The following is a 26720-nucleotide window of genomic DNA, read 5'->3' on the forward strand; positions in this document are numbered from 1 at the left end:
GCCATACATACCCAGGTACGTAGGGCACGTCCGGGGTACGCCGCAGTAAGCCGCAGCGGAGCCAGTCTAATGAAGGATTTCTGACTGTCTAGCCTTACAAAGCATCAATCTCTCGCCGAACCGCTACGGATTTCGCAGGCAGAACCCTCTTCTTCGAGCAAAGCTTCCGCAGCACTCCGGTGCAGCCGGGCGGCCGCCGGGTCGCCGAGCCGGTCGAGCGTGTCGGCCAGTCGCAGCTGCAGCGCGGCCCGAAGCCGCACCTCACCGGCCTGCCGCGCCCACTCCACCGCCTCCTGGCAGGTACGCATCGATTCCTCGGGACGCCCCGCGTACTCCTGCACCCGGGCCACTTCGCTCAACGCCCTTGCGTAGCCCGCGAGATCACCCAGTCGGCGGTGACCGGACGCGGCGGCCCGCCAGTCGCGCAGCGCGTCGCCGTACCTCCCCGCATAGGTGTGCACGGTGCCCAGTCGCCCGTAGAGCCGCGCGGCGTCCGCGTGCTCGCCGCGCGCCAGCCGCTGCCCGAGCGCCCGGCCGTACCAGTCCGCGCCCCGGGGCCAGTCCCCCAGATCCTGGTACGCGCCGCCTACGGATTCCATCGCGCGGGCCGTCGCGTACGGGTCGGCGGCGGCCCGTCCGGCGTCCAGGGCCGCCCGGTACCGCACCAGTGCGTCCTGGGTACGTCCGGTCTGCGCGTCCAGATCGGCGAGGTTCAGCAGTGCGGCTGCCTGCTCGCGGTGCAGCGAGCACCGCTCGGCCACCGCGAGTACGAGCCGGTGCAGCCCGTACAGCTCGGGGGCCGCCGCCTCGGTGCCCCGGTGGGCCGCCAGTGCCCGCACCAGGGCGGCGACGAGCCGCCGGGCCAGGGTGTCGAGCTCGCCGTCCTCGACCGCGATCCGGGCCGACGCGAGCAGCGCGTCCTGCCGGATCCGCAGCCACTCGGCGGCGGTGAAGGCGTTGGGGAAGCGCAACGCGCGCGGCAGCCCCGCCATCTTCTTGCGGGCCGCCGAGCCCTCGGGCTCGGCGGTCGCCCGGCAGGACTGGAGCTGGCGCACGGTCCGCTCCAGCATCCTGGCCCGCGCCAACTGCACCTCGGCGGGCCGGTCGCGGTCCTCCATCAGGGCGCGCAGCAGGGGCGCCAGACAGCCCGGTACCTCGTAGAGCACGCCGTCGCGCCTGAGCAGACCGAGCCCCGCGAAGTCGTCCAGCGTCGACTGGGCCGCCGAGACCGAGCAGCCGGCCAGGGCGGACGCGGTGTGCGCGTCGGCGAGGCCGGCGGGCGCGAGGGCGAGCAGTCGCAGTATCCGCGCGGCCGTCTGCGGCAACGACTCGTACACGAACCGGAAGGAGCGGGCCAGCGGCCTGCTCCCGGTGGGCTGCGCCGTGTCGAGGGGCATGTCGTGCAGCTGCTTGGTCACATCGGCGACCGAGGACTTGGGCCGGACCGCGAGCCAGCCGCCGACCAGCACCAGGGCGGCCGGTTGTCCCCCGCACTCCTCGGCGAGCGCGGCGGCGGCCGTCGGATCGACGGTGACCCGCACCGCGCCCGCGAAACGGGCCAGCAGTTCGACGGCGGCGCCGCTCTCCAAGCCGCCGATGCTGCACGGCCGGACGTCGGGGATCCCGGTCAGCGGTCCCTGCGAGGTGGCGACCACCAGGCAGTCCGAGTTGTCGGGCAGCAGCGGATCGACCTGCTCGGCGTCGACCGCGTCGTCCAGGAGCAACAGGACGCGCCGTACGGAGAGCGCGTCGCGGACCATCTCGGACAGCTCGTCCTCGCCGGCCCCGGGCGGCGCCGCGATCCCCAGGTCGTCGAGCAGGGCGCGGGCGGTCCGCTCGGTGGGGACACGCTCGCCGCCCGGCGTGGTCAGCCGGGCGCGCAGGGCGCCGTCCGGGTAGGTGTCGGCCAGGCTCGCGGCGAGCGATCCGGCGAGGGCGGTGCGCCCCGAACCGGGGCGCCCGGCGATCAGCAGTACCCGGGCCCGGGGTGCCTTGCGGCCGGAGATCGTGTCGAGTCCGGCACGCTCGATGTCGGCGCGCAGCGCCTTCAGCTCGCGCTGTCTGCCGAAGAATTCACCCGTCGCCCACCCTGCCGCGGAACCCGCCGCCGTGTCGCTGGTGTCCACCGCCTGATCCGTCACGGGCCACGCTCCCGTCCGCCTGCGCACAAGCCCGCCGCGACTGCGGCCGGGAACTCCGAGCGTAGTTCACGCATCGTGACGAACCGGGTTGAGCGCGGCGGGGGCATCCCCCAATCGGATCAGCGTTTTTTCACCGGCGGCGCTATACGTCGAACGGGCGGGCAGGCCAGGGGGCATCGGCCGGGCGCAGTGCGTCGAGACCCTCGCCGCCGAGCACGGCGGTGAGCGCGAGGGCGCCCACGACCAGGCAGTTGTTGTGCAACTCCCCGGCGAGCACGCCCCGTACGAGCTCCGAGAGGGGAACCCGCGCCTGCTCCATGTCGGCCTCTTCCTCCTCGACCTCGAAGCGCTCGCCGTCGGCCTCGGAGAGATCACGGGCGAGGAAGATCCGGACCGCCTCGTCGCAGCCGCCCGGCGTGGTGAAGACGTCGGTCAGCACCCGCCAGTCCTCGGCCTTGACGTGTGCCTCCTCGTAGAGCTCGCGCTGCGCCGCGTGCAGCGGGTTCTCGCCGGGCACGTCGAGCAGACCCGCGGGGATCTCCCAGAGCTTGTGCCGTACGGGGTGACGGTACTGACGGATGACCAGGACACGCCCGGAGTCGTCGAGGGCGAGGACGGCCACGGAACCGGGGTGGACCTGGTAGTCGCGGCGGACCACACCGCCGCCGGGCATGACCACATCGTCCGTGCGGACACTGGTCTTGTTCCCCGTGAAGGGGGTTATGGTCGCGGTGACCTGCCACTCCTCGGGAGTGTCCTCGATGGCCATGTGCATCCTCCAAGCGAACGAAAACCGGGGTGCCGGTCTACTGAAAGACCCGCACCCCGGAACCGTATCGCCTGTTGCCTACTGGGCCGCGCTGCCCGTCTTGCGCTCCACGGCGGCCTTGACCAGGCCCGCGAAGAGCGGATGCGGGCGCGTCGGGCGCGAGCGGAGCTCCGGGTGCGCCTGGGTGGCGACCAGGTAGGGGTGGATCTCCCGCGGGTACTCGACGTACTCGACGAGCTTGTTGTCCGGGGAGGTGCCGGAGAAGACCAGGCCGGCCTTCTTCTCCAACTCCGCGCGGTAGGCGTTGTTCACCTCGTAGCGGTGGCGGTGGCGCTCCTCGACGTACGGCAGGTCCTCGTACGCCTCACGGACGATCGAGCCCTCGGCGAGCTTCGCCGGGTACAGACCCAGCCGCATGGTGCCGCCCAGGTCCCCCGCGCCCTCGACGTACGCCAGCTGCTCCTCCATGGTGGAGATCACCGGGTGGGCGGTGGCGGCGTCGAACTCGGTGGAGTTGGCGTCGGGGATGTCCGCGAGGTTGCGCGCCGCCTCGATGACGATGCACTGCAGACCGAGGCACAGGCCCAGCAGCGGGATCTTGTTCTCCCGGGCGTAGGTGATCGTGCCGACCTTGCCGTTGACACCGCGGTCGCCGAATCCGCCGGGCACGCAGATCGCGTCGACGTCGGCGAGCTCCTTCGCGGCGCCCGCCGGGGTCTTGCAGTCGTCCGACGCGACCCACTTGACCTTGACGCGGGCCTTGTTGGCGAAGCCGCCCGCGCGGATCGCCTCGGTGACCGAGAGGTACGCGTCGGGCAGGTCGATGTACTTGCCGACGAGCGCGACGGTGACCTCGTGGTCCGGGTTGTGGACGCGGTCGAGCAGGTCGTCCCAGGTCCGCCAGTCCACGTCACGGAACGGCAGGTCGAGCTTGCGCACGACGTAGGCGTCCAGGCCCTCGGTGTGCAGCACCTTGGGGATGTCGTAGATCGACTTGGCGTCCTTGCAGGCCACGACCGCGGCCTCGTCGACGTCGCACATCAGCGAGATCTTGCGCTTGATGGACAGCGGTACGTCACGGTCGGCGCGCAGCACGATGGCGTCCGGCTGGATACCGATATTGCGCAGGGCCGCCACCGAGTGCTGGGTCGGCTTGGTCTTCAGCTCGCCCGCCGGGCCGATGTAGGGCAGCAGCGAGATGTGCACCACAAAGACGTTGTCGCGGCCGACCTCGTGGCGGACCTGACGGACCGTCTCCAGGAACGGCAGCGACTCGATGTCGCCGACCGTGCCGCCGACCTCGGTGATGACGACGTCGACGTCGTCGGTCGCCATGCGCCGGATGCGGTGCTTGATCTCGTTGGTGATGTGCGGGATGACCTGCACGGTGTCGCCCAGGTACTCGCCGCGGCGCTCCTTGGCGATGACCGTGGAGTAGACCTGGCCGGTGGTGACGTTGGCCGAGCCGTCGAGGTCGACGTCGAGGAACCGCTCGTAGTGGCCGATGTCCAGGTCGGTCTCGGCGCCGTCGTTGGTGACGAACACCTCACCGTGCTGGAAGGGGTTCATCGTGCCGGGGTCGACGTTCAGGTAGGGGTCGAGCTTCTGCATGGTGACCCGAAGGCCCCGCGCCTTGAGCAGCGCACCCAGGCTGGAAGCCGTAAGGCCCTTACCGAGGGAGGAGGCGACACCCCCGGTGACGAAGATGTGCTTGGTCGTCATGGATTTGGGCGGCATCGCCAAGAGGGGGCTCCCGTGGTCGCGAGGTGAGGGTGCGTACCGGCCGCCGGCCCGGAATTCGGGAGGCGCCGTCGCTGCGGTCGGGGGTTCTCTGCCCACCGGTCCACGGGGTACCAGGGTATCAGCGACGAGACGAGGACGCTTCCGGCCACGCGCCGGACCGCGTTCGACCTGCCTCTCACCTGCCGCTCACCCGTTCGGCGGACTCGCGTTGCCGAGACGGTCGCGCAGATCACCGAGGTGCGTCGTATCCTGCTCGGACACATCGCTGCGAGCCGGCCGGCGAAGGCACCATCACCGCCCGCTCCCGGGACCGAACGAGCTCGTCGAAGATCCCCTGACCGCACGTGCCCCACGGGGGCAGCAGCGGCCGTTCGACTGGAGATTGCACGTGGCCGGGCGCATCGAGGACTACGCACTTATCGGAGACATGCAGACAGCGGCGCTGGTCTGCAGGGACGGCTCGGTCGACTGGCTGTGCCTCCCCCGCTTCGACTCACATGCCGCATTTGCCGGACTTCTCGGCACCGAGGAACACGGATTCTGGCGGGTCGGCCCGGCGCACGCGGCCGACGCCGGGCCACCACCGGCGACCCGCCGCCGCTATCGCGGGGACTCACTGATCCTCGAATCGGAGTGGGACACCACGCGCGGCACGGTCAGAGTGACCGATTTCATGCCGCCGCGCGACGGCGCGCCCCAGCTGATCCGGATCGTGGAGGGCGTCAGCGGCCGGGTGCCCATGCGCTCCGCGCTGCGGATGCGTTTCAGTTACGGACGTGTGGTGCCCTGGGTCCACAAGGTCGGCGCGCGCACCGTCGCCGTCGCCGGGCCCGACTCGGTATGGCTCGATTCGGACACCGAGACCTACGGCAAGAACCTCACGACGTACTCCGACTTCACCGTCGCGCCCGGTGACCGGATCACCTTCACCATCAGCTGGCAGCCCTCCCACAAGGACGCGCCGCCGCTGCCCGAGCCCGAGGCCGCGCTGGAGGCCACGGCCGAATTCTGGCGCGACTGGGTGGACCACTGCACGTACCACGGGCCCTACCGCGAGGCCGTGGTCCGCTCACTGATCACCCTCAAGGCGCTCACCTACGCCCCGACGGGCGGCATCGTCGCCGCACCGACGACCTCACTGCCGGAGGACATCGGCGGCTCCCGCAACTGGGACTACCGCTACACCTGGCTGCGGGACGCCGCGATCACCCTGTCGTCGCTGCTGCGCACCGGCTACCGCGAGGAAGCGCGGGCCTGGCGCGAGTGGCTGCTGCGCGCGGTGGCGGGCGATCCGGAGAACCTGCAGATCATGTACGGGATCGCGGGCGAGCGGGAGCTGGGCGAGGCCGAGCTGGACTGGTTGCCCGGGTACGAGAATTCGGGGCCGGTCCGGGTCGGCAACGGCGCGGCGGGCCAGCTGCAGCTGGACGTGTACGGCGAGGTGACCGAGGCACTCCACCTGGCCCACATGACGGGCCTGGCGCGCAACGACTACGCCGCGCTGCTCCAGCTCAAGCTGATCCGCTACCTGGAGGACCACTGGGACCAGCCCGACGAGGGCATCTGGGAGGTGCGCGGCCCGCGCCGCCACTTCGTGCACTCCAAGGTGATGGCCTGGGTCGCGGTCGACCGCACGATCAAGCTGATCGAGTCCGGCGACGCGGACGGTCCGATCGAGAAGTGGCGCGATCTGCGCGACGACATCCACCGCGACGTGTGCGAGAAGGGCTACGACCCGGAGCGCAACACCTTCACCCAGTCCTACGGCTCGAAGGAGCTGGACGCCTCCCTGCTGCTCATCCCGCAGATGGGTTTCCTGCCCCCCGACGACAAGCGGGTCATCGGCACCATCGAGGCGATCCAGCGGGAACTTTCCACGGAGGACGGATTCGTACTGCGCTACCCGACGTCCGGTGACGACGCGGGCGTGGACGGCCTGGAGGGCGACGAGGGTGCCTTCCTGGCGTGTTCGTTCTGGCTCGCCGACGACCTGGCGATGATCGGCCGGGTCGACGAGGCCCGGATCCTCTTCGAGAAGCTGCTGGGCCTGCGCAACGACCTTGGGCTGCTCGCCGAGGAGTGGGACTCCAAGCTGCAGCGCCAGGTGGGGAATTTCCCTCAGGCGTTCAGCCACGTGCCGCTGATCGACACGGCGCTGCGACTGACCGCGAGCGGAGCGTACGGCGGCTGAGTCGCGTCGTAGGTTCGCGGCTCCCGTGTCCTTTTCTCACCGGGGATGTCCACCGCGTGCGATAGGACACGGGGGGTGAGAACCATGCTTCTTGATCGAGTGGTTTCCCGCTTCGCGTACAGGACCGCCCGCGGTCGCCATCGGCGTGCGTGACGAGGGCACGACCCCGTGTCTTCCGAGGCGACCGGCGGGGTCGCCTCGGAAGACACGGGGTCCGCGCCGGCATCGCGCGGTATCGGTCGCCTGTCGGTGAGGACAGCGAACTGTCGGTGGGGTGTAGGCGGCCGCTGGGACCGTAGGGACTGGGCGTGAGTGGCTGTGAAGGTGCGGTCCCGCTCGCCTCCAGATCACTCTGAGCTCCGGGAGCACGCCATGCCCTTCGTACCCAAGGCTTCGCAGTGGGACGTTCACCGGTTGCCACCCGCCGAGGGAAAGCGCGTCCTGGTCACCGGCGGCAACGCGGACATCGGGTATTTCGTCGCCGAGCAGCTGGCCGGCGCCGGGGCCACGGTTGCTCTCGGTAGCCGCAACGCGTCGAAGGCCGAGGCCGCGATCGCCTCCATCGGCTCGCGTATCCACGGCGCGAAGGTGACGCACGTGCCGTTGGACCTGGCCGATCTTGCTTCATTGGAGGCATCCGTGGACGCGCTCGGGCTGGACCGCCTGGATGCGGTCGTCTACAACGCCGGCGTGGCGCTCGACCATCCACCACGCCGCGAAACCAAGGCCGGCCACGAGCTGATGTTCGCGACCAACCACCTGGGCCACTTCGCGCTGACCCACTACCTGGCCTCCCTGCTCGCGGCGACTCCGGGGAGTCGGATCGTCACCACCGGCAGCTTCGCCGCCAAGTCCGAACGTCTGAACCCCGACGATCTCCAGAGCGCGCACGACTACCGGCCCAACTGCGCGGTACGCCCAGGGTCGAACCCGTCTGGACCCACCTGACCGACACCACGACCGCGGCACGTCTGTGGGAGGCCAGCTGCGACTTGACCGGCACCGACCTGACGTTCACCCCCCTCCGTAAATGATCAAGATTATCCGAGACGGGCGAATGAATCGGACCGGTTCATCTGAGACTGGGGCCAGATCGCCTGAGATGAGACACGACGGCAGCGGGTGAGAAGGAGAGCAGCGCCGTGACTCTTCGGGCAGTGGCATCGCCGTTTCCGCCGGGCAAGCTGGGGAAATGACACGGAGCCGGGACTCCAGCAGATGACACGGCGTGAGAAGCCCGAGAACTGTCGAGGTCAGAGACGCGGCAGATGACACGGGGCGTGGGACCTGCAGGTCGCCGGGGTTCAGGGAGCGACCCGCCTGCGTGACATACACCACAACAGGCAGGCGGTCGCTCAAACCCCTCACGGGGGCGACGAGTTGTCGGGGCGAAGGGCGACGGCATCCGTCCCGTGACCTCGGGGTGATGGTCCTTGGACATGCACGCGAGTAGCGTCCGCCGAATGGATACTCAGGGCGGTATCACCGTGCAACGGGCACTTGAGCTGCCAGGACTCCGCGGCGGACTGCCCGAGGTCGTCGCGGGCGCCGACCGGCTGAACCGAACGGTGCGGTGGGTGCACGCCGGCGAGGTCCCGAACATGGCCTCGCTCCTGAAGGGCGGCGAGCTGCTGCTCACGACCGGCCTCGGCCTCGGGACCCGCCCCGCCGAGCAGCGCGCCTTTGTCCGCAGGCTCGCGGACCGCCAGATCGCGGCCCTGGTGGTGGAGCTGGGACCGCGCTTCAGCCGGCTGCCTTCGACGATCGTGGACACCGCGCGGGCGGCCGGGCTGCCGCTCGTACAGCTGCACCGCGAAGTGGCCTTCGTTTCCGTGACCGAGGAGATTCACACCGAGATCGTCAACGGGCACTACACACTGCTGCGGCAGGCCGAGGAGGTCCACCTGCGGTGTACGCAGGCGCTGCTCGGCGGGGGCGGGATCCCGCAGGTCCTCGGCATCCTCGCGGACTTCACAGCCAACCCGGTGTTCCTGGAGACGGCCGACGGTCAGCTGTTGTACGCCGCCGCCCCCGAGGCCGGGGAGGCCTGCGCCGACCCGTTGCAGGTGTGGGAGGGGCTGCGCGGGCAGCGGGAGGCGCGCGAGGAGGGGCCGCCCGCGAACGGCGTGCTGGTGGACGTGCCGGGCGGCGGGCACGGCGCAGGCTCCGTACGGGCCAGGATCGCCCTGCTCGCGGTGTCCGCCCCGCTCCTGCCCGTGCACCGGATCGCGGCGGAGCGGGCTGCCGGAATCCTCGCGGTCGTCCTGATGCAGGCGCGCCAGGAGGAGGAGCTCGCGGCCCGCGGGCGCGGCGACTTCCTCACGGACCTGGCACAGGGCCGCATCACCGCCGAGGACGCCCCCGCGCAGGCCAGGGTGCTCGGCTTCAAGCCGGGCGACGGGCCGCTGCTGCCGGTGGTGATGCGGCTGGCGGCCGAGCTGTCGCCGACGGGCAACTGGGCGGTGCTGGCGCGGGCCGTCCTGGAGGAGCTTTCGGCGGTGGGTGTGCCGGTGCTCCTCGGCGTCCGTCCGGTGGAGGGCCGGGTACCACTGCTGCTCGGCCTGCGCACCGAATCCGAACGTGCGGCGGTGGCCGACCGGGTCGCGGCGGCGCTGCGGGCCGGGGTGGAACGGGCCGGCCTCGGACGCACGGGCGGCATTCCGCCCGTCGTAGTGGTCGGCGTCGCGGGCAACTGGGCGGCGGCGTCGGCGGGTCTGCGGCACGCCGCGGAGACGGCGACGGCCGCGGAGGGGCTGCCGGGACGGCCCTGGTACGACGCGCGGCGCCTGGACATCGACCTGCTCCTCTGGCGCCTGCGCGAGCACCCGGACCTGGCGGCCTTCGTGGACCGGGCGATCGGACCGCTCCGCGACCACGACAGGACGGCGCGCCCGCCGCTGCTGCCCACCCTGCAGACGTTCCTCGCGCACGCGGGCCGCAAGGCGGAGACGGCGCGCGAGCTGCACCTGAACCGCCAGACGCTCTACAACCGGCTGGCGCGCATCTCGGAGCTGCTGGGCACCGACCTGGACGACCCGCAGACGGTCCTGGCGCTGAGCCTGGCCCTGAGGGCCCGCCGCCACACGGCTTAGCGCCGGCCCGGAGGGCCTCGGGAAGGGCGGGCGGAAGAAGACCCGCGCAGTCACAAGCACCCAACCGGTCGGCGTCCAAGCCGGTCGGCCCCTCAACCGGCCAGCACCCAAGCGGCCGGCCCATAGCCGGTCAGCCCGTCAGCCCGTCAGCGCATGAACTCGTGGTCCCGTTGACTCCGCAAACCGGACGACTCCTCAGCCAGTCAACTCGTCGTACACGCTCAACACCTGCGTGACGGTCTCGTCCTCCGTGGGCCAGGTAGCCGCCTGTGCCCGCCCGGCCTGCCCCAACCACTCGCACCGCGCGGGATCCGCCAGCAACCGCACCACCGCCCCCGCGAGGGCCTCCGTGTCCCCATAGGCGACGAGTTCGGCCGCGTCACCCACCAGCTCGGGCACTCCACCGACCGCCGTGGCAACCAGCGGCACACCCGCCCGCAGAGCCTCCTGCGCGAGGACGGAACGCGCCTCCCACCGGCTGGAGAGCACGGCGATGTCGGCGACGGCCAGCAACTCTCCAATGTCGTCACGGTGCCCGATGAGCCTGACCGGCAGCGCCTCGGCCTCGATACGGCGCTGAAGCCCGCCCCGCTCGCGGCCCTCTCCGGCGATGACCAGCAGCGGTACCGGGTCGAGATCGCGCCACGCGCGGGCCGCGTCCAGCAGGGCTCCGTAACCCCGGTGCCGCACCAGGCTCCCGACGGCCATGATCAACGGCCGGTCGACAGCGCCCAGTTCGGCGCGCGCCTTGCTCTCGTGGGCGTGCACCGGCGGGCGCGGCGTGGGCACGGTGACCGGCGCGAGCCGCGCATCGCGCGCCCCCCGGTTGCGGGCCCGGTCGACGAGATCGGACGACGTCCCGAGCACGATGGCGGCTGCCTTGGCGGCCCTGCGCTCCAGCAGGCGTACGAGATGCCCGCGCGCGCCCTCGGCGTGCGCCCGGCTGTGCCAGGTGACGACCAGGGGGACGCGCCGTCCCCGCAACGCCAGCGCGGCCCGCACGGCGGCGTGCAGCCCGTGCGCGTGCACGATGTCCGCCCCGACGCAGGCCGCGCGCAGCGTACCGACGGCCGCGGGGTCGCTGCGCCCGGCCACGGACACGAAGTTGGCGCCGGCTCCGGCGAAGTCGTAGGTGCGCTCCAGCTCGGCGGGGGCGCACACGGTGACGCGTACGCCCCTCGCGACGAGCCCGGCGGCCAGCGACCTGACGTGGGTGCTGCTGCCCGCGCTTCCGCCGCCGAGCACTTGGACAGCGCACAACGGCGACTGGCCGTACGGCGGGACCGGCAGGGTGCTGCTCACGGTGGTCGGAGCTCCTGAGTGGGCGTCGGACGGTGGAAAGGGAGGTGTGACGTACTACGGCCAAGAATGCCAGTCCGCACGCGCGTTCCGGCACTGCGGAAGGACCGATCCGTACCCGGGGCCGCAACAGCGGCACGGGGATCACTCACATGGGTGATCGTAGGGCGTCAGCGGTCGCCGTGGGCCGCAGCCGCGATCAGAGCTGCCGCGTGCAGAGCGAGACCGGTCCTGCCCCGCCCCGCGGCGATGGCGACGCCGAGTGCGGCACCGAGCGCATGGGCGCCCGTGTCACCGAGCATGGTGCGCTGTTCGATGTCGTCCATCGCAACCGCCACGGCGGCGCCCATCGGTGCCACCGCGAGCGCCCTGCCCGTACCGCGCCCGAGGAGCCCGGGAACCCCCAGCGCGAGCACCCCGGCAACGGCCCGCCCCGGCCGCACGTCGACGAGATTGACAAGATGCGCGGTGCCCGCGATCACCACCCCCGCGAGGGCCTTGTCGACCAGCCGCTCCTTGACCAGCGCACCGGCGACGAGCCCGGCGGTCCCGACCCCGAAGAGCTTCACGGCGCCACTGGTCACCTCGCCGCGCCGCAACGCCCCCAGATGCGCCCGGAATCCACGCCGCTGATCCCCGGCCCCCACGAAGTCGTCATAAGCCCCGCAGGCCCCGGCCCCCACCACGGCAACCACGGCAGCGGCCCGCGCACGCACGGGAACAGCCGCCAGGGCGGCCCCCACCACACACCCGGCAACAACAGCGGGACCGGCACACAGATCGACAGCACGCCCGGCGAAATTGGTCCGCTCCCCCAGAGCGACTCCCCCGGGAGGCCACCGCCGCAGCGCACGATAGACACCGCGCGTCGCCCCCACACCGAAGACGAACGCCCCACCACTCACCACTGCCATGGCCCCAACCCTACGAGGCGGCATTCACCCCCGGGAGGCTTCCCCCCCCGGAGGCTCCCAGGCCGTCAGGAGACCCACCGTCGGGAGGGGCGGGACGCGGAGAAGGTCGTGTCGGGACGTGCAGCGTGACTTGTGGGTCTCACCCCGGCAAGGCTTTCGGTGACCGCGCAGTGCGTCCGCATCATGCGGTCCCGATCGCTGCCTCCGGAGCGGCGTGCACCCTCTACGCTCCACGCCCCCGGCCGGACACCCGCACCACGACACGCTCCACTCCACTGGCCCGGCCGGGCAGAGGCCTAGGCGTCCGCCCGAGCCGCGGCCAACAACTCCTCCGCATGCGCCCGAGCGGTCTCCGAGTCCTCCTGGCCCGCCAGCATCCGCGACAGCTCCCGGACCCGGTCCTCGCCCTCCAGCACGGTCACACCACTACGGGTCACCGACCCGTCGCTCGTCTTCTCGACCAGCAGCTGCCGGTCGGCGAAGGCAGCGACCTGCGGGAGGTGCGTCACGACGACGACCTGGGCCGACTTGGCGAGCTTCGCCAGCCGCCGCCCGACCTCGACCGCCGCTTTACCGCCCACACCCGCGTCGACCTCGTCGAAAAGGTACGTGGGCACGGGGTCCGATCCGGCGAAGACGACCTCCACCGCAAGCATCACCCGCGAAAGCTCACCGCCCGACGCGCCCTTGGCGATCGGGCGCGGCAGGGTGCCAGGATGCGGGGCGAGCAGCAGCTCGACCTCGTCCGCGCCGGCCGCGCCGTACGCGACGAGCCTGCCATCCACCTCAATCCCGTTCTCCGGGTCCTCGGTCTGCTTGACGTCGATCGACACGCGGGCGTGCGGCATGGCGAGCGAGGCCAGTTCCTCCGTGACGGCGTCGGCGAACCGCTTGGCGGCCTCCGTCCGGGCGTCGGTCAGGGATTGTGCCAGCCCGGCCAGTTCGCCCCGCAGCACATCGCGTTCGGCCGCCAGTCCACCGATCCGGTCGTCGTCGCCCTCCAGATCGGTGAGACGTGCGGCGCCCTCCTGGGCCCACTGCAGGACGGCGGCGACATCCTCGCCGTACTTGCGGGTGAGCTGTGTGAGGGCCGCCCGACGCTCCTCCACCGCGGAGAGCCGCAGCGGGTCTGCGTCGAGGTTGTCGGCGTATCCGGCCAGTTCCCCCGCCACATCGCCCAGCAGGATGCCGATCTCGCCGATGCGTTCGGCGAGGGTGGCGAGCGCCGGGTCGTGGGAGCGTACGGCGTCCAGCGCCCGGTGCGCCCCGGCGACCAGCACGGTCGCGTCGATGTCCTCGGCGTCCTCGGGGTTGCCGGCCAACGCGGCGTGCGCGACGATCGCGGCCGAGGCCAGCGCCTCGGCGTGGCCCAGTCGTTCGGCCTCGGCGGCGAGTTCGACATCCTCGCCGGCCAGCGGCTCGACGCCGTTGATCTCCTCAAGACCGAAGCGGAGCAGATCGGCTTCCTGGGCGCGCTCACGCGCCCGGGTGGTCAGCTCTTCCAGCTCCGCCGAGACGGACCGCAGGCGACGGTGGGCCTCGGTGTACTTGGCGTGCGGCACCGATACGGCGTCGCCCGCGTACCGGTCCAGCGCCTGCCGCTGACGGGCGGGCCTCAGCAGTCCCTGCTGGTCGGTCTGTCCGTGTACGGCGACGAGGTCGTCGGCCAGTTCGGCGAGCAGCCCCACCGGCACGGAACGCCCGCCGAGATGGGCGCGCGAGCGCCCCTCCGCCGAGACGGTCCTGCTGACCAGCAACGCTCCGTCGTCGAGTTCGGCGCCGGCCTCCCGGGCCCGTACCGCGGCCGGCGCGTCGGCGGGCATGGTGATCCGCCCCTCGACCACCGCGGCCTTGGCTCCGACCCGCACCAGGGCAGGATCGGCTCGCCCGCCGAGCAGCAGCCCGAGGCTGGTGACGACCATGGTCTTGCCCGCACCGGTCTCGCCGGTCACCGCCGTGAACCCCGGTGACAGCTCGACGACAGCATCGTCGATAACGCCCAGCGACCGTATCCGCATCTCCTCCAACACGGACACGACCTTACGAGGTCTGGCACCCGGTGTGCGACGGCCCCCGCTCCCTCACCCTCCCGGAGCTCGCCGGGAGTGCCTCGGGGATGCTCCCGAAAGCTCTCCGGCCGGTTCGGAAAACCCCACCCCGGGTCCGGGTGATCCCCCCATGGTGCCCGCCCCTGCCAACCGGCACTCTGAATCCCATGAGTACGGGATGCGCACGATTTGCCCTGCGTGGACACCGCCCCGCCTTCGTCGGCGCGGCGGTGGCCGCCCTGTTCGCGGCGCCCGTGGTGAGCGCGTCGATGCCCATGCCGACCGTGGCGGGCGGCGACGGCGTGCCGGGCGGCGTGCAGGAGATGGCGGCCGCCCTGCTGATCGGATCCATCTACATGTCGATTTTCGTCGTCGTGTCCACGATGGGCACGGCTGTGGTCCAGCAGCATCGCGCGATCGCGCTGGTCCGCCCGATCGGGGCCCGGCCGCGCCAGGTCCGCCGGGCCCTGGCCGCGTCCCTGCCCGCGGCGCGCACCGGTTTTGTGCTGGGCGCGGCGCCGGCCCGCCCCTGGTTCGAGGGGATGCCCAGTCATGGGCTGATACCGCCGGGGACGGACGCCCGCGTCAGCCGGGTCGCGCCGCCTGTGTGTCCAGCTGTCGCCGTGGTGACGTCCACGGCCGCCGCGCTGCCGGCGTCGCTGCGCCTCTCGCTGCTGCGGCCCCGCCAAGGCGCTCGACGAGGCCTCGCCGGGCCGCCAGGGTCTCGGCCCGCTGGCGTGGCCCCGCCCGGCCTGCTCGCCGTCACGGGCGGGGCGCCGCTGTCCGTCCTGATGTCCAGGCAGTCGACGGGCGAAGCCGCCGAGAGAGCTTCCAGAGCCACCCCCGGCGCGGACTCAGCTGCGCGCGGACCAGGCCCGGCGCAGGCCCGGCCCCGCGCGGGCCGATTCCGCCCTATTCCGCGCAGACGCGGGCCAGTGCTCCGCCCGGACTCAGTTCGGCGCGCCGCGCCAACCGGCCACGGGCAAGGCGAACTTGGCGACCAGCCGGTCGGTGAAGGACGCGTGGTGCAGTCGCGCCAGCCGTACAGGCACAGCGCCACGCCGGACCTCCACCCGCGCCCCGGCGGGCAGTTCGACGGTCCTGCGCCCGTCGCACCACAGCACGCCGTGCGGCGTGTGGGGCTGCACTTCGACGGCGAGCACCGAGTCGGGCGAGGTCACCAGGGGCTTGGCGAACAGCGCATGGGCGCTGATCGGCACCATGAGGAGAGCCTCCACCTCCGGCCAGACCACGGGCCCGCCGGCCGAGAAGGCGTACGCCGTGGAGCCGGTCGGGGTGGCACAGACGATGCCGTCACAGCCGAAGCCGGTCACCGGACGGCCGTCGATCTCCAGGACGACCTCCAGCATCCGCTCGGGCGAGACCTTCTGCACGGCGGCCTCGTTGAGCGCCCAATCGGTGTGCACGACCGTGCCGTTGTTGTGCACGATGACGTCGAGAGTCATGCGCTCCTCGACCTCGTAAGCGCGCGTGACGACCCGGTCGACCACCTTGTCGAGGTCGTCGCGCTCGGCCTCCGCGAGGAAACCGACCCGGCCGAGGTTGACGCCGAGCATCGGCACCCCGGAGGCGCGGGCGAATTCGGCGCCGCGCAGCAGCGTCCCGTCCCCGCCCAGGACGACGAGCAGTTCGCAGCCGTCGAGGACGTCGGGCGAAGCCTCCGCCACCAGTTCGACGGATGGTGGCAGCGGTAGATCGGCCGCTTCCGCGGCGAGCACGCGAACGCCGATTCCGCTGCGCAGCAGCCCCTGTACGACCAGTTCGGCGCTGCGGATCGCCGCTGGGCGACCGGTGTGCGCCAGCAGGAACACGGTCCGCGCCGCATCCGATGCTTCTGTTCCAGCTGTCGTCGTTGTCAACGCGGCCCCTCCGCCACTGCACGGTCAACGTCCGCCGGGTCCAGTTCGGGAGCCCCGGCCCGGAGCCAAAGAAAGTACTCGACATTTCCCGAGGGCCCGGGCAACGGGCTCGCGGTCACACCCCGTACGCCGAGGCCCAGTGCCCATGCCCGCCGCGCCACGGCCCGTACGGTCTCCGCGCGCAGCTCGGTGCTGCGCACGACTCCGCCGCTGCCCAGGCGTTCCTTGCCCACCTCGAACTGCGGCTTGACCATCAGGACAAGGTCGGCGTCCGGAGCCGCGCAGCGCACGAGCGCCGGGAGCACCAGCCCCAGAGGGATGAAGGACAGGTCGCCGACAATAATGTCCGCCGCCTCCCCGTCGATCATCTCAAGAGTCATTTCCCGCACGTTGGTACGGTCCTTGACGGTCACGCGTTCATCGGACTGCAAAGACCAGGCGAGCTGGCCGTAGCCGACGTCGACCGCGAGGACATGTCCGGCCCCGGCCCGCAGCAGCACATCGGTGAAGCCGCCGGTCGACGCCCCGGCGTCCAGTGCCCGCCGCCCCTCGACCTTCAGCCCCAGCGGGGTGAACGCCTCCAGTGCGCCCGCCAGCTTGTGCCCGCCGCGCGAGACGTAGTCGGGGTCGTTGTCGTCGTTGAGCACCAGGACCGCGGCACTCGTCTCGACCTGTGTGGCGGCCTTGGTCGCGGTGGTGCCGGCCACCTTCACCCGCCCTGCGGCGATCAGCTGGCTCGCGTGCTCCCGTGAGCGCGCGAGATTCCGGCGGACCAGCTCGGCGTCGAGGCGGCGTCGCGCGACTCCTGCCACGTTCGGTTCAGCTCCTGTTTTCGTACGAGGAAGGGGGCGCCGGTGGTCCCGGGCGTGCGTCGAGCGCGGTCAGCGCCTCACGCAGCCCCCCGTGTACATCCTCGTACACCTCGATGTGTCCGTCCGACGGGAGGTCGTCCGCGTCGGCCAGCCGCTCCAGGTGCGCGTCCACCTCGGCGTGCCCGGTAGGGGTGCGCACCACTCCGATGGGCGCCGGGCCGACCGGTGCGTGGACCGGACCCGCGGCAGTCCCGTCGGCGAACTCCGGGCCCGCGGGCCCCTGGAGTGCGGCCCCCGAGATGTCCCGCCCCCCTGCGAACCCCTGACTCCCGGAGTCGGCCCCCTGACCCGCCATCGCGTCGTTCATGCCACGACGCTACCCCGAAGCGCTGGGGTACCGTCGATCTCAATGGCGACCACGGGGGAGTGCCGCAGCGCGCTCGACAAAATCTCGGACAATCTGGCTCGGGCCGACGACGGCGTGCGTGGCGCCGTGGCGCTCGACCGCTCGTTGAGCTGCCACATCACCGATCTCGACGTCTCTTTCACCGGCCGCCTGACGGCCGGCCGGATCGAGGTGGTCGAGACCCTGGACGGGCGCCCGCCCGAGCGCGCCGAGATCCGGCTGGCCATGACCGGCGACGACCTGGTCGCGCTGGTCGGCGGCGAGCTGAACTTCGCGAAGTCCTGGGCCACCGGCCGGGTCAAGCTGGAGGCGGGCTTCCGCGACCTGATGCGCCTCAGGAAGCTGCTGTAGCGGCCGGGGCCGCCGGGCCGGGAGACTCCTGCAACGGCCCGGACCGTCAGGAGCCCCCTGCAACGGCCGAGGCCGTCGCGGTCCCTGCCGAGATCTTCGCCGTACGCGCCCTGCGTGACGCCGGCACCACCAGCGGAGTCCCGGTCTCCGGATCGTCGATCACCTGGCAGCGCAGTCCGAAGACCCGCTCGACCAGCTCCGCGGTGACCACCTCGGCGGGCGGCCCCTGCGCGACGATCTCGCCCTCCCGCATGGCGATCAGGTGCGTGGCGTAACGCGCGGCGTGATTCAGGTCGTGCAGTACGGCGACGAGCGTGCGCCCCTGCGTCTCGTGCAGCTCCGCGCACAGATCCAGGACATCGATCTGGTGCTGGATGTCGAGGAAGGTCGTCGGCTCGTCGAGGAGCAGCAGCGGGGTCTGCTGGGCGAGGGCCATCGCGATCCAGACGCGTTGCCGCTGGCCGCCGGACAGCTCGTCGACGTAGCGCTCGGCCAGATCGGCGACGCCCGTCGAGTCCATCGCCTCCCCGACGATCCGCTCGTCCTCGGGCGACCACTGCCGCAGCAGCCCCTGGTGCGGGTAGCGGCCGCGCGCCACCAGGTCGGCGACCGTGATGCCGTCCGGTGCGATCGAGGACTGGGGCAGCAGCCCCAGTGTCTTGGCCACCTTCTTCGCCGGCATGGAGCCGATGACGTTGCCGTCGAGCAGCACCCTGCCTCGGGATGGCTTGAGCATCCGTGAAAGCGCGCGCAGCAGTGTCGACTTGCCGCAGGCGTTCGGCCCGACGATGACGGTGAAGGAGTTGTCGGGTATCTCGACGGAGAGGTTTTCCGCGATGACCCGCTGGTCGTAGCCGAGGGTCACCGATTCCGCGGTGAGGCGCTGCACTGGCATGCTCCTGGAAGTCTGCACAGCCGAACCGGCCGAATGGGCCGGGGCGGTCGGAAGAGTCGAATCGGTGGGTCGCGAGGTCATATGCGCCCCGCCTTGCGTTCGGTGACCAGCAGCCACAGCAGATAGCAGCCACCGAGCACCCCGGTCACCACACCCACCGGCAGTTGGCTGTCCCCGAAGGCCTGCTGGGCCACCCAGTCGGCGACCACCAGCAGTGCGGCGCCCATACAGGCGGCTGCCCCGACGTTGGGCCCGGGTGATCCCGTCACCCGGCGGGCCAGCTGGGGCGCGCTGAGCGCCACGAAGGCGATGGGCCCCGCGGCGGCCGTCGCCACAGCGATGAGCATGACGGCGGCGAGCATCAGCACCAGCCGGCTGCGTTCGACACTCACCCCGAGCGCGTACGCGGAGTCGTCGCCCATCTCCAGCATGCGCAGCGCACGACCGTGCCCAAGGACCAGCGGCAGCAGGACCAGGCACCCGATCAGCAGCGGCCAGGCCTGCTCCCAGCCCCGGCCGTCGAGCGAGCCGGTCATCCAGACCGTGGCCCGCGTCGCGTCGACCAGGGCCGCCTTGGTGAGCAGGTAGTGGTTGAACGCGGTGAGCATGGCTGCCGCGCCAATACCGACGAGCACCAGCCGATAGCCGTGCACGCCCCGCTTCCACGCGAGGAAGTAGACCGCGACACCGGTCAGCAGGCAGCCGACGAGCGCGCCGCCCGCCACGGCCGCGGCCCCGCCCTTGAACACGACGATCACGGTGAGCGCCCCGACGGTCGCGCCCTGGCCGAAGCCGATCACGTCGGGGCTGCCCAGCGGGTTGCGGGAGAGGGACTGGAAGACCGCGCCGGACACTCCGAGCGCCACACCGACCAGCAGGGCGACGACGACCCGCGGCATCCGCAGGTCGGTCACGATGAATTCCTGCGCGGCGGTGCCGTTGCCGAGAAGGGTGCGTACGACGTCGGCGGGCGACATCGGGAAGTCGCCGCTGCCGATGAGGACGATGCCCACCGCGAGTGCCACGACGGCGAGCAGCAGCATCGCGAGGAGCGCCCTGGGGTCGAGCCGGACGGAGAACCCGCCGGGGGTGCGCACCGCGCGGGGTCCGGGGGTCCTTCCCCGGGAAGGAACGCTCACAGCTGGGCCATCTTCCGGCGACGTACGAGGTGGATGAAGACGGGCCCGCCGACGAGCGCGGTCACGATACCGACCTGTAGTTCGGCGGGCCGGGTGACGACGCGGCCGATGACGTCCGAGCCCAGCAGCAGGACGGGCGCGAGGACCGCCGCGTACGGCAGGATCCAGCGAATGTCGGGTCCCGTGATGGCGCGGACGAGGTGCGGCACCATCAGTCCGACGAAGATGATCGGCCCGCAGGCGGCGGTCGCCGCGCCGCAGAGCAGGGTGACGGCGAGCATGGCCAGTACGCGGGTACGGGTCAGGTGCGCGCCCAGGGAGCGCGCGGCGTCGTCGCCCATCTCCATGGCGTTCAGCGGCCGGGCGATCAGCAGGGCGAGCAGCACACCGGCGGTGATGAACGGCCAGACCTTGCCGATGACCTCCATGTTCGCGGAGGCCAGCGAGCCGACCGTCCAGAAGCGGAGCCGGTCGAGGGCCGCGGAGTCCAGCAGTTGTACGGCGTTGACATAGCCGTAGAGCGCGGCCGTGGCGGCCGTACCCGCGAGGGCGAGCCGTACCGGTGTCGCCCCCCGGCTGCCCCCCAGGACGTACACCAGGGCCGAGACGACCCCGGCGCCCAGGAACGCGAACCACACATAGCCGGTCAGCGAAGTGATCCCCAGGAAGCTGATGGCGGAGACGACGGCGGCCGAGGCGCCCGCGCTCACCCCGAGCAGCCCCGGCTCGGCGAGCGGGTTGCGGGTGATCGCCTGCATGACCGCGCCGGAGAGCCCGAGCGCCGTGCCGACGAGCATGCCGAGGACGGTTCGGGGCACCCGCACGTCCCGGACGATCACATCGATGCCGGTGCCCGAGGCATCGAACAGCGCGTGCCATACGTCGTCCAACGGGACGGGCTTGGCGCCAATGGCGATACTCGCGATCACCACGAGCGCGAGCACGCCGAGCGAGAGGAGCAACCCGCCGGCCCGTAGGGCGCGGCGTCTGCGGAGCGCGGGATCCGGCTCGGCCTGCACCGCGCTCTGTTCGGGGGGACTGTCGACCAACACCCAGTTAGGTTAGCCTACCCTCGCATCGCGGTCGCTCCTCGACCGTGCCGGATACGTGCTAGAGGCCCAGCCGGTCCAGAGCCTTCGCGGGATCCAGCGCGCATGCCCCGTCGCCCGCCTGCGTCCAGGCGGCAGCGCACAGCGCCCGCAGCCCGTCCAGCGCGCCCCCCTCACCGTCGACCATCAGCGCGTCCCCCTGCACGGAGGCCGTCCACCCACCGCAGGTGAACCCGCCGTCGGCCTCGGCCACCTCGGGCTGCCCGGTCAGCAGGCCCCGCAGATCCGCGTCCACGTACGTCGGCCGGTACTTCGGCTCGGCGCCCAGCAGCAGCGCCGCGTCCGTCACCCCGGTCAGCACGAGCAAGGAGTCGACGCCTCCCACATTCGCGCCCTCGATGTCCGTGTCCAGTCGGTCCCCGACGACCAGCGCCCGCTCGGCGCCGGTCCGCAGCACCGTCTCCCGGTGCATCGGCGGCAGCGGCTTGCCGGCCACCTGCGGCTCGGCGCCCGTGGCGATGCGTACGACCTCCACCGCCGCACCGTTGCCGGGGGCGATCCCCCGCGCACTCGGGATCGTCAGGTCGGTGTTGGACGCGAACCAGGGCACGCCCCGCGCGATGGCGTACGAGGCCTCCGCGAACCGGCTCCACGGCAGGTCCGGCCCGCCGTATCCCTGCGCCACGGCGACCGGGTCGTCGTCGGCCGACTCCACCGGTTCCAGGCCCCGTTCGCGCAGCGCGACCCGCAGCCCCTCACCGCCGATGACCAACACCCTCGCTCCGGCCGGTACCTGATCGGCGATCAGCCGGGCCACGGCCTGCGCCGACGTGATCACATCGGACGCCTCGGCCGGCACCCCGAGCTCCGTGAGGTGCTGCGCCACGGCGTCGGGCGTCCGCAGTGCGTTGTTGGTCACATAGGCGAGATGCATTCCGCCGTCCCTGGCCGCGCCGAGCGCCTCGACGGCATGGACGATGGCCTCGCCGCCCGCGTACACCACTCCGTCCAGATCCAGCAGAGCCGTGTCGTACGCCTCCCCCAGCACTCGCGCGCTCGCGTCGGGACAGGTCCTGATCTGCTGGCTCATTCTGGTCTCGCTCCTCAGTCGATGCCTCTCCCCCGATCATCGCGCATCGAGGTACCCCACTTACGATGCATCAATGACTAACCATGGTGGGCCAGAGGAGGACCACGGCCTGCGCCTGGTCCCCTTCCGTGGACTGCGATACGTCCCCAAGCGGGTCGGCAGTCTGGCCGCGGTGACGTCGCCGCCGTACGACGTCGTCGTACGACCGGACGGTCTCCACCATCTGGAATCGGCCGATCCGCACAACATCGTCCGGCTGATCCTCCCGCAGGCGGCCACCCCGGCGGATCGCAACCGGCAGGCGGCCGACACCCTGGGCCGCTGGTTGGGCGAAGGCGTGCTGGCCCCCGATCCGGAACCCGCTCTGTACGTGTACGAACAGAGCAAGGGCGACCTCCTCCAGCGCGGTCTCATCGGCTCTCTCGCCCTGTCCGACCCCGCCGACGGCGTGGTCCTCCCGCACGAGGACGTCATGCCGCACGTGGTCGCGGACCGGGCCGGACTGATGCGCGCCACCGCCGCCAACCTCGAACCGCTCCTGCTGACCTACCGGAGCGACGGCGACGACAGCGGCGCCACAGCCGTCATCGACCGCACGACCCAACGCGCCCCGCTCCTGTCCACCACCACGGAGGACGGTTTCAGTCACCGCCTGTGGTCCGTCACGGACCCCGCCGAACTGGAAGTGGTCTCCAAGGACCTCTCCCACCGCCAGGCCCTGATCGCCGACGGACACCACCGCTGGGCGACCTGCCTGCGCCTCAGGTCGGAACAGCCCGCCCCCGGCCCCTGGGACTACAGCCTGGTCCTCCTCGTCGACACGGCGAGCTACCCGCTCCAGGTCCGCGCCATTCATCGCCTGCTGCACCGCCTGCCCGTGGCCGACGCGCTGGCGGCGCTGGCCGGCGCGTTCCGCGTCCGCGAAGTCCCCGGCCCGCTTCCGCACGCCATGGACGCCCTCGCCGCTGCGGCCACGGCAGGCAACGCGTTCCTCCTCGCGGGAGACGGCGCGTTCCACCTCGTCGACCGCCCCGACGAGGCCCTGCTCGCCCGTACGGTCCCCACCGACCGTCCCGCGGCCTGGCGCACCCTCGACGCGACCGTCCTGCACACCACCCTGCTGGACCACCTGTGGTCGATCCCGGACGCCCCCGAGGACATCGGCTACATCCACGCCACGGACGCGGCCGTCGAGCAGGCGGAACGGCACGGGGGTACGGCCGTCCTCATGCATCCGGTACGCGAGGAAGTCGTCCGGGACCTCGCGCGCCAGGGCGTCATGATGCCCCGCAAGTCCACGTCGTTCGGCCCCAAGCCGGCCTCCGGCCTGGTCCTGCGCAGCCTCGGTCTGAGCTGACCGAGGCGAAAACGCGAAAGGGCGGCACCCCCGTGGGGTGCCGCCCTTCATACGTGCCACGCGCGCATGGCGGTGGGATCAGTCCTTGTCGCCGTCGACAGGCTCCACGAACAGCGTGCCCGCGATCCCGGGCGCAGCCTTGGGTTCCGCCTCGATCCGAACCTCGTCCTCGACGTCGACGTCGTCGTCCGAGGCAGCCGGAGCAGCCGCGTCCACGCCCGCGTCCGAGTCGACGTCGATCGCGACCTCGCCCGTGTCGGCTTCCGCCTCGTCTGTGTGCGCCTCGTCGCCGAGCGCGTCCACGAACTCCACGCCGTCAAGCGCGGCGAGCCGGTCCGAAGCGTCCGTCGACCCGTCCTTGTCGGCCTCGGCGGACTTGCCGAACCACTCGCGCGCCTCGGCCTCACGCCCTGCGGTCAGCAGTGCGTCGGCGTACGCGTACCGCAGTCGCGCGGTCCACGGCTGTACGGAGTTCGACGCCAGCTCGGGGCCCTGCAGCGTCACGATGGCCGCATCGATCTGCCCCATGTCACGGCGTGCACCGGCCGCGACCATGCGCATCTCGACCTGGCCCGCCTTGTCGAGCTTCTTCACCTCGGGCTCACCGGCCATCGCCATCGCCCGCTCCGGCCGGCCAAGACCGCGCTCGCAGTCCGCCATGACGGGCCACAGCTCTACGCTGCCGGTCATCCGACGGGCCGCACGGAACTCCGCGAGAGCCTCCGTGTATCGCTGCGTCGCGTAGGCCGCGAAACCTGCGGCCTCACGCACCGCCGCCACACGCGAGGCGAGACGCAGCGCGATCCGCGAGTACTCGTAGGCCTCCTCGGGCTCCTCGTCAATGAGGTTGGCGACCATGACGAGGTTCTTCGCGACATCCTCGGCAAGCGTCTTCGGCAGGCTCATGAGCTCCTGGCGAACGTCCTTGTCGATCTCGCGCCCCGTGACGTCCTCAGGGATGGGAAGCCGCTTGATGGGCTCACGGTCCCGATCATCACGCTGGAAGCCACCACGCTCCCGGTCGTCCCGACGCGGCCCGCGGTCGTCACGCCGGTCGTCACGACGCTCGAAGCCGCCACCGCGGTTGTCATCACGACGGGGTGCACTGGAGGGACGGTCGTCACGACGCTGGAAACCACCACCGGCCGGACGGTCATCACGACGCGGAGCACTCGACGGGCGGTCGTCGCGACGCTGGAACCCACCGCTGCCACCACTGGGGCGATCATCCCGGCGAGGACCACTCGGCGGGCGGTCGTCACGACGCTCGTAGCCGCCACCGCTGGGACGACCACCACGGTCATCACGACGGGGCGCACCACGATCATCATCACGACGAGGACCACTGGACGGACGGTCATCACGACGCTGGAAACCACCACCGGCCGGACGGTCATCACGACGCGGAGCACTCGACGGGCGGTCGTCACGACGCTCGTAGCCGCCACCGCTGGGACGACCACCACGGTCATCACGACGGGGCGCACCACGATCATCATCACGACGAGGACCACTGGACGGACGGTCATCACGACGCTGGAAACCACCACCACCACTGGACGGGCGGTCGTCGCGACGCTGGAACCCACCGCCACCACCACTGGGGCGATCATCCCGGCGAGGACCACTCGGCGGGCGGTCGTCACGACGCTCGTAGCCGCCACCGCTGGGACGACCACCACGGTCATCACGACGGGGCGCACCACGATCATCATCACGACGAGGACCACTGGACGGACGGTCATCACGACGCTGGAAACCACCACCACCACTGGACGGGCGGTCGTCGCGACGCTGGAACCCACCGCCACCACCACTGGGGCGATCATCCCGGCGAGGACCACTCGGCGGGCGGTCGTCACGACGCTCGTAGCCGCCACCGCTGGGACGACCACCACGGTCATCACGACGGGGCGCACCACGATCATCATCACGACGAGGACCACTGGACGGACGGTCATCACGACGCTGGAAACCACCACCGCCACCGCTGGTGCTGGGACGCGTGCCACGGTTGTCGTCGCGGCGGGGACCGCCACGGTCGTCGCGCGCGCCACCAGTGGGGCGGTCGTCCCGACGGGAGCCACCGCGATCATCGTCCCGGCGCGGCCCACGGTCGTCACGACCGCCGCGGAATCCGCCCCTGTCTTCGCCGTCCCGGCGGCGCGAGTCGCGCTCCGGACGATCGTCGGGGGTGTTGGTGGACATCGGTATGGCTCCTGTCTTGGGGTAACGCAGTCATTCTCGCGCAGCCGGCCGTCGGACGCGCTTTGGGAAAAACAAAAAGGACCCTTGGTCCAGCGTGGACGCTGGACCAAGGGTCCTGAAAGATTGTTCGGCGGTGTCCTACTCTCCCACAGGGTCCCCCCTGCAGTACCATCGGCGCTGAAAGGCTTAGCTTCCGGGTTCGAAATGTAACCGGGCGTTTCCCTAACGCTATGACCACCGAAACCCTATCGGGTTCTAGCGAACAAGCACACTCTTCAATTAAGTAAGTGGATCTGTTCAACCGGTGCGACTGTTCGCAACCCGGGAACAACACAGTGGACGCGAGCAACTGAGGACAAGCCCTCGGCCTATTAGTACCAGTCAGCTCCACCCGTTACCGGGCTTCCACATCTGGCCTATCAACCCAGTCGTCTACTGGGAGCCTTAACCACTCAAGGTGGTGGGAATACTCATCTCGAAGCAGGCTTCCCGCTTAGATGCTTTCAGCGGTTATCCTTTCCGAACGTAGCCAACCAGCCGTGCCCTTGGCAGGACAACTGGCACACCAGAGGTTCGTCCGTCCCGGTCCTCTCGTACTAGGGACAGCCCTTCTCAATATTCCTACGCGCGCAGAGGATAGGGACCGAACTGTCTCACGACGTTCTAAACCCAGCTCGCGTACCGCTTTAATGGGCGAACAGCCCAACCCTTGGGACCGACTCCAGCCCCAGGATGCGACGAGCCGACATCGAGGTGCCAAACCATCCCGTCGATATGGACTCTTGGGGAAGATCAGCCTGTTATCCCCGGGGTACCTTTTATCCGTTGAGCGACAGCGCTTCCACAAGCCACTGCCGGATCACTAGTCCCGACTTTCGTCCCTGCTCGACCCGTCGGTCTCACAGTCAAGCTCCCTTGTGCACTTACACTCAACACCTGATTGCCAACCAGGCTGAGGGAACCTTTGGGCGCCTCCGTTACTCTTTAGGAGGCAACCGCCCCAGTTAAACTACCCATCAGACACTGTCCCTGATCCGGATCACGGACCGAGGTTAGACATCCAGCACGACCAGAGTGGTATTTCAAGATTGACTCCACACACACTGGCGTGCATGCTTCAACGTCTCCCACCTATCCTACACAAGCCGAACCGAACACCAATATCAAACTATAGTAAAGGTCCCGGGGTCTTTCCGTCCTTCTGCGCGAAACGAGCATCTTTACTCGTAGTGCAATTTCACCGGGCCTATGGTTGAGACAGTCGAGAAGTCGTTACGCCATTCGTGCAGGTCGGAACTTACCCGACAAGGAATTTCGCTACCTTAGGATGGTTATA

The 26720-nt window shown here is 70.8% G+C and carries 18 protein-coding genes, 2 rRNA genes and 2 pseudogenes (1 of these 22 only partly in view); 5 read left to right on the top strand and 17 right to left on the bottom strand.

Annotated elements, in window-relative coordinates; all coding sequences use genetic code 11:
* Positions 1 to 104: 104 nt before the first annotated feature.
* From ACLLJJ_RS06485 to ACLLJJ_RS06495, 3 genes are all read right to left on the bottom strand, one after another.
* Positions 105 to 2141, bottom strand: a complete 2037-nt coding sequence (locus ACLLJJ_RS06485) for a tetratricopeptide repeat protein (RefSeq protein ID WP_434588305.1) — start codon at positions 2139 to 2141, stop codon at positions 105 to 107.
* Between the two features lie 142 nt (positions 2142 to 2283).
* Positions 2284 to 2910 carry an NUDIX domain-containing protein gene (locus ACLLJJ_RS06490; RefSeq protein ID WP_434588306.1) on the bottom strand — a complete coding sequence of 209 codons (627 nt, stop codon included), beginning with the start codon at positions 2908 to 2910 and terminating at the stop codon, positions 2284 to 2286.
* 78 nt (positions 2911 to 2988) lie between these two features.
* Positions 2989 to 4647, bottom strand: a complete 1659-nt coding sequence (locus ACLLJJ_RS06495; RefSeq protein WP_434588307.1) for a CTP synthase — start codon at positions 4645 to 4647, stop codon at positions 2989 to 2991.
* A 394-nt stretch (positions 4648 to 5041) separates the two neighbouring features.
* Here ACLLJJ_RS06495 and ACLLJJ_RS06500 point away from each other — a divergent pair, with 394 nt between their 5' ends.
* The 3 genes and pseudogenes from ACLLJJ_RS06500 (at position 5042) to ACLLJJ_RS06510 (ending at position 9936) form a co-directional block, all read left to right on the top strand.
* A complete protein-coding gene (locus ACLLJJ_RS06500; protein WP_434588308.1) occupies positions 5042 to 6844 on the top strand; it encodes a glycoside hydrolase family 15 protein in 1803 nt (600 codons plus the stop codon).
* Positions 6845 to 7216: 372 nt separating this feature from the next.
* Positions 7217 to 7747, top strand: a pseudogene (locus ACLLJJ_RS06505) (SDR family NAD(P)-dependent oxidoreductase); the annotation flags it as partial.
* Between the two features lie 560 nt (positions 7748 to 8307).
* Complete coding sequence (locus ACLLJJ_RS06510) at positions 8308 to 9936, top strand: PucR family transcriptional regulator (RefSeq protein WP_434588309.1); 1629 nt, start codon at positions 8308 to 8310, stop codon at positions 9934 to 9936.
* A 195-nt stretch (positions 9937 to 10131) separates the two neighbouring features.
* Here the strand turns inward: ACLLJJ_RS06510 and ACLLJJ_RS06515 are convergent, their stop codons facing one another.
* The 6 genes from ACLLJJ_RS06515 to ACLLJJ_RS06540 all read right to left on the bottom strand — a co-directional run bounded on the left by ACLLJJ_RS06515 (position 10132) and on the right by ACLLJJ_RS06540 (position 17256).
* Entirely contained in the window at positions 10132 to 11238 is a 1107-nt protein-coding gene (locus ACLLJJ_RS06515; RefSeq protein ID WP_434588310.1) for a glycosyltransferase family 4 protein, read from the bottom strand.
* Positions 11239 to 11405: 167 nt separating this feature from the next.
* Positions 11406 to 12149: a hypothetical protein gene (locus ACLLJJ_RS06520; protein WP_434588311.1), complete on the bottom strand. Its 744-nt coding sequence runs from the start codon at positions 12147 to 12149 to the stop codon at positions 11406 to 11408.
* Between the two features lie 296 nt (positions 12150 to 12445).
* Entirely contained in the window at positions 12446 to 14167 is a 1722-nt protein-coding gene (gene recN, locus ACLLJJ_RS06525; RefSeq protein WP_434600322.1) for a DNA repair protein RecN, read from the bottom strand.
* A gap of 980 nt (positions 14168 to 15147) precedes the next feature.
* Positions 15148 to 16077: an NAD kinase gene (locus tag ACLLJJ_RS06530; RefSeq protein ID WP_434588312.1), complete on the bottom strand. Its 930-nt coding sequence runs from the start codon at positions 16075 to 16077 to the stop codon at positions 15148 to 15150.
* A complete protein-coding gene (locus ACLLJJ_RS06535; RefSeq protein WP_434588313.1) occupies positions 16074 to 16889 on the bottom strand; it encodes a TlyA family RNA methyltransferase in 816 nt (271 codons plus the stop codon). Before ACLLJJ_RS06535 ends, ACLLJJ_RS06530 begins: the two co-directional genes overlap by 4 nt.
* 7 nt (positions 16890 to 16896) lie before the next feature.
* Positions 16897 to 17256 carry a hypothetical protein gene (locus tag ACLLJJ_RS06540; protein WP_434588314.1) on the bottom strand — a complete coding sequence of 120 codons (360 nt, stop codon included), beginning with the start codon at positions 17254 to 17256 and terminating at the stop codon, positions 16897 to 16899.
* 42 nt (positions 17257 to 17298) lie between these two features.
* On the opposite strand from ACLLJJ_RS06540, the gene ACLLJJ_RS06545 reads away from it, so the two are divergent.
* Positions 17299 to 17646, top strand: coding sequence for an SCP2 sterol-binding domain-containing protein (locus tag ACLLJJ_RS06545; RefSeq protein ID WP_434588315.1), 348 nt, complete (start codon positions 17299 to 17301; stop codon positions 17644 to 17646).
* A gap of 46 nt (positions 17647 to 17692) precedes the next feature.
* Here the strand turns inward: ACLLJJ_RS06545 and ACLLJJ_RS06550 are convergent, their stop codons facing one another.
* The 4 genes from ACLLJJ_RS06550 to ACLLJJ_RS06565 all read right to left on the bottom strand — a co-directional run bounded on the left by ACLLJJ_RS06550 (position 17693) and on the right by ACLLJJ_RS06565 (position 21819).
* Positions 17693 to 18535, bottom strand: a complete 843-nt coding sequence (locus ACLLJJ_RS06550; RefSeq protein ID WP_434600323.1) for an ABC transporter ATP-binding protein — start codon at positions 18533 to 18535, stop codon at positions 17693 to 17695.
* Positions 18536 to 18618: 83 nt separating this feature from the next.
* Entirely contained in the window at positions 18619 to 19680 is a 1062-nt protein-coding gene (locus ACLLJJ_RS06555; protein ID WP_434588316.1) for a FecCD family ABC transporter permease, read from the bottom strand.
* Entirely contained in the window at positions 19677 to 20732 is a 1056-nt protein-coding gene (locus ACLLJJ_RS06560) for a FecCD family ABC transporter permease (RefSeq protein ID WP_434588317.1), read from the bottom strand. The genes ACLLJJ_RS06555 and ACLLJJ_RS06560 overlap by 4 nt, the downstream gene beginning before the upstream one ends.
* A gap of 58 nt (positions 20733 to 20790) precedes the next feature.
* On the bottom strand, positions 20791 to 21819 hold the full coding sequence (locus ACLLJJ_RS06565; protein WP_434588318.1) for an HAD-IIA family hydrolase: 1029 nt from the start codon (positions 21817 to 21819) through the stop codon (positions 20791 to 20793).
* Between the two features lie 73 nt (positions 21820 to 21892).
* On the opposite strand from ACLLJJ_RS06565, the gene ACLLJJ_RS06570 reads away from it, so the two are divergent.
* Complete coding sequence (locus tag ACLLJJ_RS06570; RefSeq protein ID WP_434588319.1) at positions 21893 to 23176, top strand: DUF1015 family protein; 1284 nt, start codon at positions 21893 to 21895, stop codon at positions 23174 to 23176.
* Between the two features lie 78 nt (positions 23177 to 23254).
* On the opposite strand, the gene ACLLJJ_RS06575 is transcribed toward ACLLJJ_RS06570, so the two are convergent.
* The 4 genes and pseudogenes from ACLLJJ_RS06575 to ACLLJJ_RS06590 form a co-directional block, all read right to left on the bottom strand.
* Complete coding sequence (locus ACLLJJ_RS06575; RefSeq protein WP_434600324.1) at positions 23255 to 24082, bottom strand: hypothetical protein; 828 nt, start codon at positions 24080 to 24082, stop codon at positions 23255 to 23257.
* A gap of 126 nt (positions 24083 to 24208) precedes the next feature.
* A pseudogene (locus ACLLJJ_RS06580) lies at positions 24209 to 25384 on the bottom strand (hypothetical protein); the annotation flags it as partial.
* 125 nt (positions 25385 to 25509) lie between these two features.
* Positions 25510 to 25626, bottom strand: a 5S ribosomal RNA gene (gene rrf / locus ACLLJJ_RS06585).
* A 109-nt stretch (positions 25627 to 25735) separates the two neighbouring features.
* Positions 25736 to 26720 (bottom strand): 23S ribosomal RNA (locus ACLLJJ_RS06590) (it continues 2138 nt past the right edge of the window).

It is taken from the genome of Streptomyces sp. A5-4 (assembly GCF_051131715.1).
In the GTDB taxonomy this organism is placed as follows: domain Bacteria; phylum Actinomycetota; class Actinomycetes; order Streptomycetales; family Streptomycetaceae; genus Streptomyces.